This is a genomic window from Borreliella afzelii (assembly GCF_014202295.1).
Taxonomy (GTDB): Bacteria; Spirochaetota; Spirochaetia; order Borreliales; family Borreliaceae; genus Borreliella; species Borreliella afzelii.
On the sequence record NZ_JACHGM010000001.1, the window covers coordinates 334006 to 349480 of the forward strand.

Consider the following 15475-nt stretch of genomic DNA (forward strand, 5'->3'; position numbering starts at 1 on the left):
AACTTAAATCCTTCTAAAACTCATTCCTTAAAAGATTCGATAAGCTCTGCAAGCTCTGAAGCAGCGATTTCTTCATCCTCACCCTCAGCACATATCAAAAGCTTTTTACCTGATGACAATTCCAAAGTTTGAAGCCTGAATAAACTTTTTCCGCTAACAGACTTTCCATCAGACTCTATTGTTATCTCACTAGAATATTCTTTAGCTTTTTTTACAAAAGTTGACGCAGGCCTAACATGTAAACCGTTTACAGCCTTAATAATTGCTTCTTTTTTTACCATAAGTACAGAAACCCCTCATTATGAATATTATTTTTTTGATTAACTTTTTACATTATAATACATAAAAATAAATTATATATTCCTTTTACATAAGAAATATAGCATAATAAAGATAGTAATTAAACTTATTCTAACCATTAAAAATTTAAATTCATTAATATGTCTAAGTAAAAATTCTTTATTAGCTTTAAATTTCTCTCTCCTATATTAAAATTTTTAGAATCTCTTATATTTTTATCCAACATTTTAAGAGAATTTTCTATCTCAGAAAATGAAAGCGGCAAAGACTTGTTTAAAAGCAAAACCTGAAAATCCTTTATGACAATCATTTTATCATCATAAAATATTTTTAACAAAAAATCATTTATAACGTCTCTTTTGATGTTTGAAAGAATACATATAAAGATAACATCCGTTTCTTCTAAAATGTCAAAAGACATGGTGTTGAAAAATACTTTATGATAAAAGCTTCTGTTCCATAGATTCATCATTGGAAATTTAAATTTAGTAACAAGAATAGTGTTTCGATTTGCAATATACTCAGCCCGATTTAAATTATAAGCACTAAAAACGTAAGTCTTTTTAGTCAAAACATTTTTAAACTCAACTTGCGCATCAAGGCTTAATAATAAAGGATAAATATCAAAAATGGTGTTTTTATAATAAAACCCATTTGCAAGGTTAATACTATTTAAATATATTTTATCATTAAATTTTGAAATAAATTCATAAAACAGGCTTGGAATATTTTTCTTGCCAATCTGAAGTATCTCGTTGTAAGTAACACACGGCCCCATCTCAAGAAAATTACCCCTTAAAGATACCTTATTAAATTTTTCAAAATTACCAACAATAAAAAAATTATTAATGGGTGTTTCTCTATTAAACAAATTAGGATTTTTTTTAAAATCTAGCTCATTATAAATGATATAATTGTTTAAATTTTTGTTAAATAAATTAGATAGTATATTAAAATTTTCAGGATAATAAACTTTAACATTAGCCATTTTTTCTATACAATTCTTCAGCTTTCAAATAAAGAGATAAAAAAGTATCAACATCCATGCAACTACATTTTAATGAATTTCTATAACCTAAAATATCTGATTTGCTTACAATCTTGTTTTCTAAAAAGTAATAAAACAACAAAACATTAGATTCAAAACAATTACTACAAAAATTAAAATCGTCTTCTAATAAAATCTTTTGCATGTGCTGATAAAAACTTTTTTTTTTGAGTCCTTCAAGAGTAACTACACTACGACCATTTAAAATAAAAGCAGGAACCAAATTAGAATAAACAAGTCTAAAATCCAATAAAATTAAAAAAAATCTGTTATTAACAATGTACTCTAAACTATTGCTCTTAGCAAAAAATATAGAATCTAAAAGACTTCTAGTAGTCAAAGAAAGGCTAATTTTTTTTGAAATACGCTCTCCATTTAGATTAAAATTAATTAATATCAATTTTTACACTCCAACTATTCAAAATTTCTTCAAAATCAAGAGGCGTGCTGCTTGCATTAAAATCAAATATCTGAATCAAAGCAGTTCGAATTGCAGAAACAGAAACAATAAAAAAACTTCTAAAAGAAAAAACAAACTCACCATCTTCAATAAACTCTAAGCTTAAACAATCTTTAACATCGCAATTTACATTAGCACTGCGAAACACATAATCAACCGCTAACCCAAATATTGTACGAATTCTTTTATTATTTAACTTAAGCTTGGCAAACTTGCCTTGCTCTACAAAAAAGCTTACATTACTAAAAACAGCGCTAAGAGAATAAAATTCAAATTTAAGTTCAACAGAACACCCAAGCATGCAATCATTAACATAGTTAGAAGCTATTTTTTCTTTAAAAATAACAGGATATTCATTTATAAAGCCTGTACTTATCAAAGAAGAAAAATTATCCTTAATAGATAAAATTGCTTTTTCAATCAAATAAGGATCTTTAAAAAGAAGATTATAAAAATTAGTAAAATCTAATATACTCTCATCTATAAAAAAATTTACATTGTTATAGGCCAAACCCAATGTTTTAGCTAAACTATTTTTCAAATAGTTGCTTAAATTGTTGTCAATAATGCTGTAAGGCAAAAATATATTTAATTCATCCTTATATAAGAAGGCAACAACATATTGCTCCCCACTGAAAAAATAAGTGTTTGAATTTAAATAAGCAAAACCAACTCCCCTACGACTAGTATCAAAAATATTATAATTCTTGTTAACACTTAAAACAGAAGATTTCTTTATCAAAGAATTCTTGAAATCTAATTTTTTAAAAATTTTAAAAAAGCTACTGTAATCGCCTTTAATCTGTGTAAGCAAATACCCTATTGGTTCACAAGACGTCACTAAAGCAAGATTATAAAAATTGGAATAAATAAAATTGTAAACAGAAGTCTCAAATGCCAAAAAATTGTCATAAAAAAATATGAAATCACCTTTATTCTCAACAAAAAAAATTTCCAAAAACCCATCAAAAAATAAATTTTTAAAAATATTATTAATAAATTTAAAATAAAACTTATATAAAAAATTTAAAGGTCTATTTATAATAATTTCTAAAACAATCTTTGAGAGCTTATTATTTGCCAACAAACAATTAGAAACTGAAAAAGTTAAATTTAAATTATCTAAAATTCCAAAATGCCTTTTATAGTAAACAACATTAACCGTTTTATTAATTTTTTTTGAAATTACAATGCCTTGCAAAATTGCATTAAAAGAAATGGGAAAAATAGAACTAGACCAACAATTATTAAGAGAATTGATTTTTATTTTATCTTTATCCACACCAAAATTCTCACTAATAAAAAATTTCAAAAAAGAAATATTATCTACATTAGCATCAATAATTAAGTTTTCAGAATCAAAAAATATTTTAACTAAAATAAAATCATCTGAAAAACTATTGTAATCACTAAATTTATAACAAGCATTCAAAACATTACAAGTTCCAGATTCTTTCTTTTTAAATCCAGAGGAGTAACTATTGCTCCCATCACCAATTCTTAGATTAAAAAGAACACTTTTTTCTGCTTTTAGCAAATAATCCAAATTATCTGAATACAAAACTAAAGGAATTTGACCTTCAAAACTTATTTTATTATCAAAAAGCTTTAAATTAAATTCATTGGAATCAACAAAATCTCTAAACTTTAAAGTTATATTGTCTTTATAACTGATACTAAAAATTGAACTTACATGTTCATCTACAAAGCTAAAGTCTTCAATAAAAGAATCCTTAACATTGCAGCAAACTGGCAAAGCCCAAAATTCATATGCATCCACACTTGTCAAACTTGCAAACTCCAACTAAACAAAAAATAAATTAATAAAAACCCATTATTACATAAATAAAAAAGATTGAAAAATAAAACTTCAAAAATAGCTTACCTTAACAATATACGCAACAATCTTAAAGCAACTTAATAAGAAATTCACTTAAAACCAATTTGAAATCAGCACCACTTGTCAATAAAACATCACCTTCAGTGACATTTTATCACTTTTAATAAATGTACAAACTATGATAACATTATAAATTATAGATGTTTTCTAAATAAAAACAAGGATCTTATGAATAAAATAAAAAATCGAATCTTTATGTATTTTATAATACTTTTATGTATATCATTATTTGGGGCAGCTAATAATACAATAAACTACTCTAGCATTGAAATTCCTCTAGAAGACTTAAGTGAAGAATTTAAAGATACTGAGAATAAAAACGATCAAACAAATGCCTTAAAACACTTAAACAAAAATATAGCTTCTTATAAAGACCTTAAAAAGGGCAAAGATCTAAAATTGCCAGAAAATATAAGAGACAAAAAACTGTTTAAAAAAAGAATGGACGAAAATGATCTAAAATCTGTAATTGAAAATTATGAAAATAAAATTAAAAATATAGAAAAGCTTTTAAAAACCAAAAATCAAAAAGCATCGGCAAATGAAAATAAAAAAATAGAATTAATTGAAAAAAAAGCTAAAAAATATGAAATTTTAACCAATAAATTAAAAAACGAAATAGTAGAAATAAAAAAGCTCCTTAACAAGAAATCCAGACCAAAAGATGCTGAAAATTATGAAAAAATAAATATTGAAAACATTGATGATGATGATGATGATGGTGATGATGATGATTTTGAAGAAAATTATGAATATAATGACGAAATTGAAGAAACAAATGAGGACAACTACACTTCTAATGAAGGAATAATAAATAACCTAAAAGAAAAACTTTATGAGAACGAAAAGTATTACGCTATCAATGAAAAAAAATTTGATGAACTTGAAGACAGAATCAATGATAATGAAAATATTATTTTAGACTTGCAAAGAGAGTTAAGAAACTTCAAAAAAAAAGATGACTCAAATAAAAACTTAGAAGAAATTGAAGAAAACTTGTCTTTAATAGGAAAAATAATCAATGGCCTGAAAGAAAAAATTAGCGCAAATGAAGCAATAAACAAAGAAAATCAAAAAAAAATAAGAACTGATAAACACAAGCTCAAAGAATTAGAAGATAAAATCAAAGAAAATGAGGAAACTATTTTAAAACTTCAAAAAGAATTAAACAATTTTAAAAAAAAAGAAATTTCTCAAAAATCTTTAAATGAAGAAGCTTTCATTCCAAGCATTCCAAACAAAAATGACGACTTGGAAGAAAATGTTAAATTAGAAAAGAAATATTTAAAGCCTGCAGAAAAGAATGAAAGCCAAGATCTAGAAGAAAATGTTAAAAGCGCCCCAAAAACAACTATGATCAAAACAGCGGATTTTCAAATTTACCCTGACATATACCTTAATAACTATAATTTTAAAGAAAAAGGGGACCAATTTGCATTTAAAAAAGAAAACACATACTATATTGAAATAGATCCAACTAATAATTTAAATGGGGCTTTAAAAAATCATGAAATAATTTCAAAATATAAATTTGAAAAATATTTCATTAACCCTACTCTAAAAAATAAAGAAGAATTTTTTAGGAATTTAATAGAAGTCAAAAATATCCACGAACTCGGAATTATGTATAAAAGTTTAAAACCTGAATTTAAACAAATAAAAATAATTAAATAAAAATTGAAACTTTTAAATCTAACTTAATCTAAGTAACTTTTTATGTCATCAAAAGACATAATTTTTACATTTAAATTCAAAGCTTTTTTAAGCTTTGTACCAGCCTTTTCTCCTACAACAAGAAAATCCAAACCCTTGGTCACACAAGTTTTAAAAATTGCTCCTTTATTTTCTAGTTTGTCAATAACAATAGGCCTAGAATAACCATTAAAAGATCCAGTAATACAAAATTTTTTACCAACTAATAACTTATTTTCATCATCAATCAAAATGCGCTCTTCCATTTTAAATCCCAAATTTTCAAAAACTTTAAACTTATTAATCATTATTGAATTGTTAAAAGCATCAATAATATTTAAAGCGATTTTTTCTCCTATGCCTTTAATTTTTAACAATGTTAAAAAAGCAAAATCCCTATCTTGACAAAGTCTAAAAAGCTTTGAAAATGAATTTAAATTATTAAGAAATAATAACCTTATTGTATTTTCTCCCAATTCTTTAATTCCTATGCTAAGAAGTAATTTGCTAAATGGTTTTTTTTTGCTAGCTTCGATTGAATTTATCAAATTATTTATCTTTCTATCTTTAAACCCTTTAAATTTAAGAAGTTTGTAAAAATTAAATGTATAAAGATCAATTTCTGAAGAAATAAATTTTTTTTCAAAAAGAAAAGAAATGGTCTTGTCAGAAAACCCTTCAATATCCATACAATTTTTACTACAAAAATATTTTATTCTCTCAACTGCTACTGAGGGACAATTATTATTTGTACAAAAAAAATGTGCTCCTTCTTTTACTACAACCGTTTTACAAGATGGACACTTATCAGGAACCTTGAAAAATCCTGTTGAAAATTTATTTATCACCATTTCAACAGCAGGAATTACATCTCCTCTTCTTGAAACTTTAACAATATCACCAACATTTAAATTAATAGACGTTATATAATCTTGATTATGCAATGTTGCGTTAGTAATAAAAGCCCCTGAAACAAAAACTTTGTCAATATTAGCAACCGGAGTAATTTTACCACTACGCCCAACCTGAACAACAATACTATTTACTTTGCTAAAACCCGAGAGCGCTTCAAATTTGTAAGCCATTGCCCATTTGGGATGATGCAAAGTGTATCCTAATTTTTCTCTTAAAGCAAAATCACTAACCTTAAGAACAACACCATCTATTTCATACTCAAAAGAATTTCTTTTTTTTGTTATATCTGCTATATAATTTAAAACTTCTTTAATTGAACTTTTTTGATCAAAAAACCTAATCAAAGGATTAACTTTAAAGCCCAACTTCTTAAGTTTTTCAATAGCCAAATTATTGGTTTTAAAATCCAATCCAGCATTCAAAAAATCATAAATGAAAATATTTAAAGGGAAATTAGCAACTTCTCTGCTGTCAACCCTTCTAAGTATTCCTGAAGCCAAATTTCTAGAATTAGTATAAGGCTTTTCCAAAAATTTATTTATTTTTAAAAAATTTTCTTTAGTAATATAAACCTCACCTCTTAATACTAAATCAACCTTTTCACCAAGAAATAAAGGAACGTGTCTAATGGTTCTAATATTTTTAGTAACATCATTGCCAAATTTTCCATTACCCCTAGTAAGAGCTTTTTCAAGAATACCATCTTTATAATAAAGAACAATTGAACATCCATCAATCTTAGGCTCAACAGAAATATTAAAAGAATTGCTAAAATCAATCTTATCTATCCATGATTTTAGCAAATCAAGATTATAAACCTTATCAAGACTTAATACAGGAACAGAATGTTCAACCTCTTTAAAGTCATTTAAAAGATCACTTCCAAATTTAAGAGTAGGGGAATCTAAAGTCTTATATTCAGGGCACTTACTTTCTAACTCTTGAAGTCTTAAAATATGCTTATCATATACAAAATCTTCAACACTAGGCAAAGAATCGACATAGTACTCTTTATCCCACTTTCTGATCAACTTCTTCAAATCTGCAATTTCTTGCTGTATTTTACTACTCATAGGGTAAAATTTAACATATTCTTTATTATTTTATCAAATAATCTAAAGTCATAAGCAAAAATCGCATTTCTTATTATACAAACTATAAAAAGAACATAAAAAACACGTATTATTTTACTTATGTTTAAATTAAAATAATCTTTAAATAAAAAAATCAATCAAAAAAAACAATATTATGAAAATGTGAATTATATTTTAATTGTCGTTAAAGATATTTTAATATGTTAAAATGAATGAAGGAGTACTCGTTTGAAAGAAGGCAAAAAAGCTTTAATAGCTGATGACTCGCTTTTTATGAGAAAAAACCTAATAAAAATCTTACAGCAATTGGGATTTAAAGAATTTTTAGAAGCCGAAGATGGGATTCAGGCTGTTAAAGAATTTGAAAAACAAAATAATATTGATTTAATAACACTCGATATAACAATGATGGGAATGGATGGAATTACAGCTCTTGAGAGAATGTATGAAGTTAATAAAAAATTGCTTAAAAAAGTTAATATATTAATGGTTACAGCTATTGGAAAACAAGAGTTAATACAAAAAGCTTTATCTCTTGGAGCTAGAGGATATATTACAAAACCTTTTAAAAAAGACCAAATAATAGAACAAATTAAACTTTTGGATTAGAGGTAATTTTGATAGCAAAAGAAAATATATATAAACAAACGCAAATAAACACATCAAACCCCCTATCAATATTAATAATGCTTTATGACAAAGCGATACAGGATTTAAAAGTTGCCAAAGAACTTATACAAGATGGAAATTGGCAAAATGGCATTAAAGCTAACGAAAAAATCTTTCATGCACAAGAAATCATTACTGAATTAATGTCAACTTTAAATTTTGAACAAGGTGGAAATATCTCTACAAACTTGCTCTCAATATACTCATTTCTAAATAAAGAGCTAGAAAATGTTCTTTTGAAAAAAGAAATACACAAAATTGACAATGTTATAAAACAATTGCAAATATTAAACCTTGCTTGGAAAAAGCTAGGGAAAAAAGAAAATAATATTACTCACAATAAATTAGGAATCAATATTGTCAGCTAATGAAATTTTAAAAAAATATTTTAGCAATTTATTATTAGAATTAAAAGAATTAAAATTAATATTAACAATAGAAAGTGTTGAATTGCAAAAAGAAGAAGTAAGAATATTAAATGTAACCAACCCTAAAAAAGATCTAATCTTAGAATCAATCAAAAGCTATTATAAAACAATAAATGCATGGTTAAAATCTTCTAAAAACCACAAATTAGATAATTTCGAATACTTGATTAAAGAAATCAACCTACTAAAAGAAGAAATATATATTAAATATCAAATTTGTTATAAACTCTTACAACAAATTGTAAATACAAAAAGGAAAATCCCAAAAATTAAAAAACATCAAAACCATATTACAGTAAGCAATTTACCTATAACTATAATGTTAGATATTAAAATATGAGAGAACTTTACCTGATTGACGCACTAAACATAATATTTAGAAATTATCACGTAATGAAAAATTATCCACTTTTAAACACACGAGGAGAAAATGTAAACGCATTTATCGGCTTTTTTAAAACATTATTTTTCATAATTAAAGAAAAAAATCCTAAACATTTGATTATTACCTTTGACTCAGAAATACCAACTTTTAGAAAACAAAAATATCCAAACTATAAGGCAACAAGAGATGCACCTCCAGATGATTTAATCCCTCAAATCGGATGGATAAAAGAGGGGCTTTTAAAGGCAAAAATACCAATCTTTGAAATTGAGGGCTACGAAGCTGACGATCTTTTAGCTAGTTTCGCGAAAAAAGCTGCAAAGAACAACTATTTAACCTACATTATTTCTCCTGACAAAGACTTGTTGCAAACAATGTCAGAGCACATAAAGATACTTAAAATTGAAAACAACAGCTTTGTTGAAATGGACAACGAGTACGTAATAAAAAAATTTGGAATAAATAGCTTTCAAATAAAAGATTATTTAGCCATTGTTGGAGACAGATCTGATAATATACCTGGAATAAAAGGCATTGGACCAAAAGGAGCAGCAAATTTATTAAGAGAATTTAAAACCTTAAAAGGTATTTATTCAAATTTAGAACTAATAAGTAAAAAACATCAAGAAATTTTAATCAAAGAAAAAGAAAATGCTTTTTTAAGCTATGACCTTGTAAGTCTTGAGGAAGATTTAAAAATTCCAGAAATTGAAAACTTCTCCTTAGAAAATTTTAGCAAAGAGCTAATATCTTTATTTGAAAAGCATTCAGCAATTTCTCTAATAAAAACTTATAAAAAGGATATCTTAAAACAAGAAGAAGAAAATGTAGCCCAAAAAAGCCTATTCACGCAAGAACCTATAGCTGACAACTTAGATACCCTAAATACAATTGACACAGAAAATGTTAAATATCATTCAATAACGACCAAAAAAGAACTTGACAATTTAATAGAAAGCCTTAAAAAGGCTAAATACATATCAATAGACACAGAGACATCTTCGCTTGACATCTACACAGCAAGATTAATTGGAATTTCTATTTCATTCAAAGAATTTGAAGGATACTATATTCCAATCGAAGCCAAAGGAAAAATTTACATAGAAAAACATTATATAATACAAAAATTTAACAATCTATTTGAATCAAATCCAAAAATAATCGGTCAAAATTATAAATTTGACTATAAAATACTAAAAAATAATGGATTTAGCCCTATACCACCTTATTTTGATACAATGATTGCAGCATATCTTATTGACACAAACTCAAAAGTATCACTTGATTTTCTTGCAGAAAAATATTTAATGCATAAAAATATTAAATATGAAGATGTGATACAAAAAAATGATAACTTCGCAAATATATCTCTAGAAATGGCAACAAGTTATTCATCTGAAGATGCTGATATTACATTTAGATTATTCAATATATTTACAAAAAAATTAAAAGAAGACGGACTCGATAAGTTGATGCACGAAGTAGAAATGCCTTTTAACAATGTAATTATAGAAATGGAAGAAAATGGCATTTACCTTGATAGAGAATATTTAAAAGAATATGGAAAAGAACTTGGACAAGAATTAGAACTAATCGAAAACGAAATAATAAAAAGCATAGGAATTAATTTTAATCTAAATTCTCCAAAACAAATGCACGAAATTTTATTTGAAAAATTAAATCTAAAATTACCAGAGAAAATGAAAAAAGATTCAACTGATATAAAAGTGCTTGAATCTCTCATAGGACAGCATGAATCGATTGAAAACATAATAAAGCACAGACAAATTGCAAAATTGAAGAGTACTTACACAGATAATTTGATAGAACTAATAAACCATAAAACAAACAGACTACATACAAGCTTTATACAAACAAAAACAGCAACTGGTAGAATCACCAGTATAAATCCCAACTTACAAAACATACCAATAAAAGATGAGAAAGGTCGAAAAATAAGAAAAGCATTTAAACCGGAAAATGGAAATATTTTTATTTCTGCTGATTATTCTCAGATTGAGCTCGCTATACTTGCTCATTTATCACAAGATGAAGCCCTGATTAAAGCATTTGAAAACAATAAAGACATTCATACAGAAACTGCTTCTAAACTTTTCAAAATAGAGGAAAAAGAAATTACTCCAGACTTGAGAAGAATAGCAAAATCTATTAATTTCGGAATAATTTATAGAATGTCAGATTTTAGACTTGCAAAAGAACTGGGAATTACAAAAGAAGAAGCAAAGGGATTTATAAACTCATACTTTGACTCTTATCCAAAGATCAAAGAATTTATAACAAATCAAATAAACTTCGTAAGAAATACTGGATATAGCGAAACCATCTTAAAACGAAGAAGATATATAAAAGAAATTAATAGTAATAATTATCTAGAAAGATCTGCAGCCGAAAGAATAGCAATAAATAGCATAATTCAAGGGAGTGCCGCTGATATTATGAAAATTGCAATGGTCAGAGTATTTAATGAATTTAAAAGTAAAAAAATGGAATCAAAAATATTACTGCAGGTACACGATGAAATGCTCATTGAATCTCCTATTAAAGAGAAAAATGAAGTGGAAAAAATATTAAAAATTATGATGGAAACCGCTTACACATTAAATCTACCTTTAAGAGCAAATATTGAAACGGGCAAATCATGGGGAGAAATTCATTAATTATTGGAATAACAGGAAAAATTGCATCTGGCAAAGATACTGCTTCTAAAATAATTAGCAATAAATATGGATTTTACGAAATAAATGCAGACAAAATTGGACATTTGGTTTTACATGAAAAAAAAGAAGAAATAGTTAAAATATTTGGTCAAAAGATATTAAATACTAAAAATGAAATAGACAAACTCTTAATAAGAAATCTTGTATTTAATGACAATAAAGAATTAAAAAAGCTTGAAAGCATATCACATCCAATCATACTCAACAAAATAAAAAAAATTCTAATTCAAAACCAATCTAGAAAAATAATAATCAATGCTGCCTTACTTTTTAAAATAAATTTAGAAAAACTTTGCGACTATATAATTGTGATTAAAACAAAGACTCCTATAATAAAGAATAGATTAGCATATTCTATGCCAAGCATTGATTCAAATATAATAAATAAAATACTCAAAATCCAAAAAGATATTTTTTTTAAAAAAAATATTATAAACTTAAAAATAATCAATGTAATTAATAATAAAAATTATGCATATCTAGAAAAAGAAATTGAAAAAAAAATGCAGGAGATAATCAACTATGAAAGATTTGAATGAAAATAATGACAATAATAAAGGATTTTTTGTAGCATTAACCTCAATCGCAACAGTTTGCATCATAATATTTCTTGGGACAATCATTTTCTTTCCAAACAAAAATTTAACCTCAGATATTGCAGAGAAGAATATTGTTTTAGAAGAAACCAAAGATCAAAACACTTTAGAAAACGTTGACCAAAATGAAAAATCTTTAAAGGTATCTGAAACTCCAAATGAAATAATCATAGATTTAACACAAGATTTAAATAAAGAAAAAAAAACTACACCTCAAAAAATACCTAATACTTCTCAGAAGTCAAAAATTATTGAAAAATCTCAACCTACACCTCAAAAAATACCTAATACTTCTCAAAAATCAAAAATTATTGAAAAATCTCAACCTACACCTCAAAAAATACCTAATACTTCTCAAAAATCAAAAATTATTGAAAAATCTCAACCCGTAGCCCAAAAAGATTTAAACATTGATAACATATATGACCCTAATACAGAATATTACATACAATTTGTATCACTTTCAGACCCAATTAATGCAGATAACTATATTCAAAAATTACTCAAATATAATATAGTTGCCAAAATATATTCTGCAACAGTAGATAATAAAGATATTTACAGAGTGAGATCTGGACCTTATAAAACAAAATCAGAAGCAAAAGCGGACTTTAAAAAAATAGCAGGAATAAGCGAATTTAAAGAAACTTATATATTACCGGTTAACAAATAGACTATAGTTATTAATATATTTTTGATATTTTTCTAAATACTCTTCATGAATCTCGATAATAGGCGAAACAACATGCTTAATCTTCGCAAGTTTTAAAAAAGAATCATTTAAACTGCCAAATTCTCTTAAAGAATAGAATGCTTGAATTGCCCCCCCAATAATTTCTGAATGCTTAAAATCAAAAATCTTTAAATCTTTGCCAAGAATATTTGCTTTTATTTGATTTAAAAGCAAATTATCAGAATTAGATCCACTAACAAAAATACTTAAAATTTCTTTTTTACAGGCTTTCAACTCAACCAATCTGTTGTAAAAAGCAAAACACACAAACTCAAGTATTGCCAAACCAATCTCTAATGGATTTTTAGCACTACCAAAAATTCCTTTGCTTAAATCTTTACAAAGATAAGGATCTACAATAAATAAATCATTAAAAAGTCTAATTTTGCTTGGATAAAAGTATATATTATTTAAAGTGGCACTTTTAACAATCTTTTTTAAGAGCGACTCAAAAGTCAAACTTTTTTTATAAAAACTATCTTTTAATAATTGAATCAAATATCCAAAAGGAACAATTCTTCCAATAATAAAATATCCTTCTAAAAAATAAGGATATTCCAAAGAAAATCCGGGTAAATATGTACTTGAAACAAAATTAAACCCTTCACTTGTACCCATTCTATTTGATACAATTCCCTCTTGAAAAGCACCGCTTCCCACCAAAACACTCAAATAATCTGACCCTGCATTAATTACACTAATTCCACTACTTAGTCCAAATTCAACGCCTGCTTTATCAGTTACAACACCAATATTTTCCCCCATTTTTATGAACGAGGGAAATTTGTTCTTATCAAGTCCATATTTTTTTATCTCTATATCATCCCAAATAAAAGGAATATACTCTACACTTGGAAAGCTTGTAAAAAGCTTTCCTGTAAGCAAATAAATAAAATACTCAAAACAAGAAACAAAATAGCTTATTTTAGAATATGTTCCTCTTTCAACCGTACTAAGTACATAGGGCAAAAATACAGACTTTCCCCTAAAATCGGGCTTAATTTTAAGAGAATTCCAATGTAATACTTCTAAAGGAATTAAATTTGAATTTAAAGCAATTAAACATGGCGAAATACCACTAACAGAAATGCAATCTATTTTGTTATGTTGAAAATTGGATATGGCTTTTTTAAAAGAAAAAAGCCATATATTGAAATCAAAATTTTCAAAATCGACATCAAAATAATCCGAATAACTAACATCAATATAACTTAAAACTCCATTTTCAGAACTAACTAACGCTGCCTTTAAAACACTAGTGCCAATATCAATACTAAGAGCATTCACAAACTAACCTTTAGTAATCAATTTTTGAATATCATCCCTTCTATCAAGAATTTTTTGTAAACCAACCTTATTATAAATTGCAAATATTGCATTTGCAAAAAGATGCGCAACATTGGCTTCATAATACCAAGGCTTATTTATTAATTCATCATTATGACAAACAGCATTCGTTCCAATTATTTTGTAAAAATACCCTTCCTCATAAGCTTTGTCAAAATATTTAATAGCATCTCCATTGAAAAACGGCAAACTAATCCCACATATAATCTTTTTAGCGCCCATACTTTTAAGCAATTTCATTGCCTTAATCAGAGTACCCCCAGTAGCCAACATATCATCACTCATAAAAACATTCTTACCCTCAACATCTCCTAAAAGTTTGGTTACAGAAATATTTGAATCAGTAATATCACTTGAAACTCTTGAATAATCTCTCTCCTTATAAAGCAAAGCAAGAGGGCTCTTAAGAGTTGATGCAAAAAATTTATTTCTACTTACAGCTCCTGTATCAGGCGAAACAATAACTAAATTAGAATCTCTAATATCGATCAAATCTCTAAGGGATTTAAAGATTTCATAAGAAACATTTAAATTTTCAAAATAAACTTTCCTAAATACATTTTCAATGGCTTTTGAGTGAATATCTAAGGTTAAAATATGCCTAATACCCAACTCTTCTAAAAATCTTCCAATAAGACTTGCCGTTAAACATTCTCTTGAATGTTTTTTATCTTGCCTTGAATAAGGATAAGATGGAATAATAACGCTAACAGAACTGGCTTTAGCCTGCATACAAGCATCTATTGTTGTCATTAAATTCATTATATGATCATTAACTGTCATAATCACTTTTTCATTACTATTGATCTCAACTTCATAAGTATTAGCAACATCTTGAACAATAAAAATATCCTTATTCCTAATTGTTTTTAAAATTTCAGTTTTAAATTCACCATTGGCAAATTTAACAAATTTTACAGGGATTTCTAAAGGCTCTTTGCATTTAAGAGTAGACAAACTAAGACCTTCTAAAAACGGAGATAAAACCTTTTCAAGCTTAAAAATTTCTTCTTTTAAGACTTTAGAATCTCGGCATATACTATCTACAATGTCATTTTCAACATTTATAAATATTTTTTCAAGCTCCTCTATTATTTTATTAGCGAAAACCCTACCCCCAGGACAAGCAATAATTCCTATTGATTTTTTTTTAAGCAAATTCACCTAGTT

14 protein-coding genes are annotated in these 15475 nt (G+C 26.2%); 7 read left to right on the forward strand and 7 right to left on the reverse strand.

Features of this window, described 5'->3' with window-relative positions; genetic code table 11:
* Positions 1-20: 20 nt before the first annotated feature.
* The 4 genes from HNP63_RS01490 to HNP63_RS01505 form a co-directional block, all read right to left on the reverse strand.
* On the reverse strand, positions 21-281 hold the full coding sequence (locus HNP63_RS01490) for an HPr family phosphocarrier protein (RefSeq protein WP_002557145.1): 261 nt from the start codon (positions 279-281) through the stop codon (positions 21-23).
* Between the two features lie 137 nt (positions 282-418).
* A complete protein-coding gene (locus HNP63_RS01495) occupies positions 419-1288 on the reverse strand; it encodes an FAD binding domain-containing protein (protein WP_004790072.1) in 870 nt (289 codons plus the stop codon).
* Positions 1281-1748, reverse strand: a complete 468-nt coding sequence (locus tag HNP63_RS01500) for a hypothetical protein (RefSeq protein WP_004789472.1) — start codon at positions 1746-1748, stop codon at positions 1281-1283. Before HNP63_RS01500 ends, HNP63_RS01495 begins: the two co-directional genes overlap by 8 nt.
* Positions 1735-3597 carry a hypothetical protein gene (locus HNP63_RS01505; protein ID WP_004789746.1) on the reverse strand — a complete coding sequence of 621 codons (1863 nt, stop codon included), beginning with the start codon at positions 3595-3597 and terminating at the stop codon, positions 1735-1737. Before HNP63_RS01505 ends, HNP63_RS01500 begins: the two co-directional genes overlap by 14 nt.
* A 279-nt stretch (positions 3598-3876) precedes the next feature.
* Here HNP63_RS01505 and HNP63_RS01510 point away from each other — a divergent pair, with 279 nt between their 5' ends.
* Entirely contained in the window at positions 3877-5382 is a 1506-nt protein-coding gene (locus tag HNP63_RS01510; RefSeq protein WP_183227050.1) for a ring-infected erythrocyte surface antigen domain-containing protein, read from the forward strand.
* Between the two features lie 23 nt (positions 5383-5405).
* On the opposite strand, the gene ligA is transcribed toward HNP63_RS01510, so the two are convergent.
* Positions 5406-7388, reverse strand: coding sequence for an NAD-dependent DNA ligase LigA (ligA, locus tag HNP63_RS01515; protein WP_183227052.1), 1983 nt, complete (start codon positions 7386-7388; stop codon positions 5406-5408).
* A gap of 249 nt (positions 7389-7637) precedes the next feature.
* On the opposite strand from ligA, the gene HNP63_RS01520 reads away from it, so the two are divergent.
* The 6 genes from HNP63_RS01520 to HNP63_RS01545 are packed head-to-tail and all read left to right on the forward strand — an operon-like array spanning position 7638 to position 12898.
* Complete coding sequence (locus HNP63_RS01520; RefSeq protein WP_004789501.1) at positions 7638-8018, forward strand: response regulator; 381 nt, start codon at positions 7638-7640, stop codon at positions 8016-8018.
* An 8-nt stretch (positions 8019-8026) separates the two neighbouring features.
* Positions 8027-8446: a flagellar export chaperone FliS gene (gene fliS, locus HNP63_RS01525; RefSeq protein WP_004789426.1), complete on the forward strand. Its 420-nt coding sequence runs from the start codon at positions 8027-8029 to the stop codon at positions 8444-8446.
* A complete protein-coding gene (locus tag HNP63_RS01530) occupies positions 8436-8846 on the forward strand; it encodes a hypothetical protein (protein ID WP_004789528.1) in 411 nt (136 codons plus the stop codon). The genes fliS and HNP63_RS01530 overlap by 11 nt, the downstream gene beginning before the upstream one ends.
* Positions 8843-11569: a DNA polymerase I gene (gene polA / locus HNP63_RS01535; RefSeq protein ID WP_183227054.1), complete on the forward strand. Its 2727-nt coding sequence runs from the start codon at positions 8843-8845 to the stop codon at positions 11567-11569. Before HNP63_RS01530 ends, polA begins: the two co-directional genes overlap by 4 nt.
* Positions 11551-12168, forward strand: a complete 618-nt coding sequence (coaE, locus tag HNP63_RS01540) for a dephospho-CoA kinase (protein WP_048830626.1) — start codon at positions 11551-11553, stop codon at positions 12166-12168. The genes polA and coaE overlap by 19 nt, the downstream gene beginning before the upstream one ends.
* Positions 12152-12898, forward strand: a complete 747-nt coding sequence (locus HNP63_RS01545; protein ID WP_015055629.1) for an SPOR domain-containing protein — start codon at positions 12152-12154, stop codon at positions 12896-12898. The genes coaE and HNP63_RS01545 overlap by 17 nt, the downstream gene beginning before the upstream one ends.
* Here the strand turns inward: HNP63_RS01545 and HNP63_RS01550 are convergent.
* Positions 12881-14245 (reverse strand): FGGY-family carbohydrate kinase, encoded by a 1365-nt coding sequence (locus HNP63_RS01550; protein ID WP_004789869.1) that lies wholly within the window; start codon positions 14243-14245, stop codon positions 12881-12883. The two genes, HNP63_RS01545 and HNP63_RS01550, sit on opposite strands and share 18 nt — an antisense overlap.
* Positions 14246-14248: 3 nt before the next feature.
* Positions 14249-15469, reverse strand: coding sequence for a ribose-phosphate pyrophosphokinase (locus HNP63_RS01555; protein WP_004789531.1), 1221 nt, complete (start codon positions 15467-15469; stop codon positions 14249-14251).
* Positions 15470-15475 lie beyond the last annotated feature (6 nt).

Excerpts from the sequence above, each read along its gene's own strand:
- HNP63_RS01490 (WP_002557145.1), bottom strand. The coding sequence starts at position 281 with ATGGTAAAAAAAGAAGCAATTATTAAGGCTGTAAACGGTTTACATGTT.
- HNP63_RS01495 (WP_004790072.1), bottom strand. The coding sequence starts at position 1,288 with ATGGCTAATGTTAAAGTTTATTATCCTGAAAATTTTAATATACTATCT.
- HNP63_RS01510 (WP_183227050.1), top strand. The coding sequence starts at position 3,877 with ATGAATAAAATAAAAAATCGAATCTTTATGTATTTTATAATACTTTTA.
- ligA (WP_183227052.1), bottom strand. The coding sequence starts at position 7,388 with ATGAGTAGTAAAATACAGCAAGAAATTGCAGATTTGAAGAAGTTGATC.
- polA (WP_183227054.1), top strand. The coding sequence starts at position 8,843 with ATGAGAGAACTTTACCTGATTGACGCACTAAACATAATATTTAGAAAT.
- coaE (WP_048830626.1), top strand. The coding sequence starts at position 11,551 with ATGGGGAGAAATTCATTAATTATTGGAATAACAGGAAAAATTGCATCT.
- HNP63_RS01545 (WP_015055629.1), top strand. The coding sequence starts at position 12,152 with ATGAAAGATTTGAATGAAAATAATGACAATAATAAAGGATTTTTTGTA.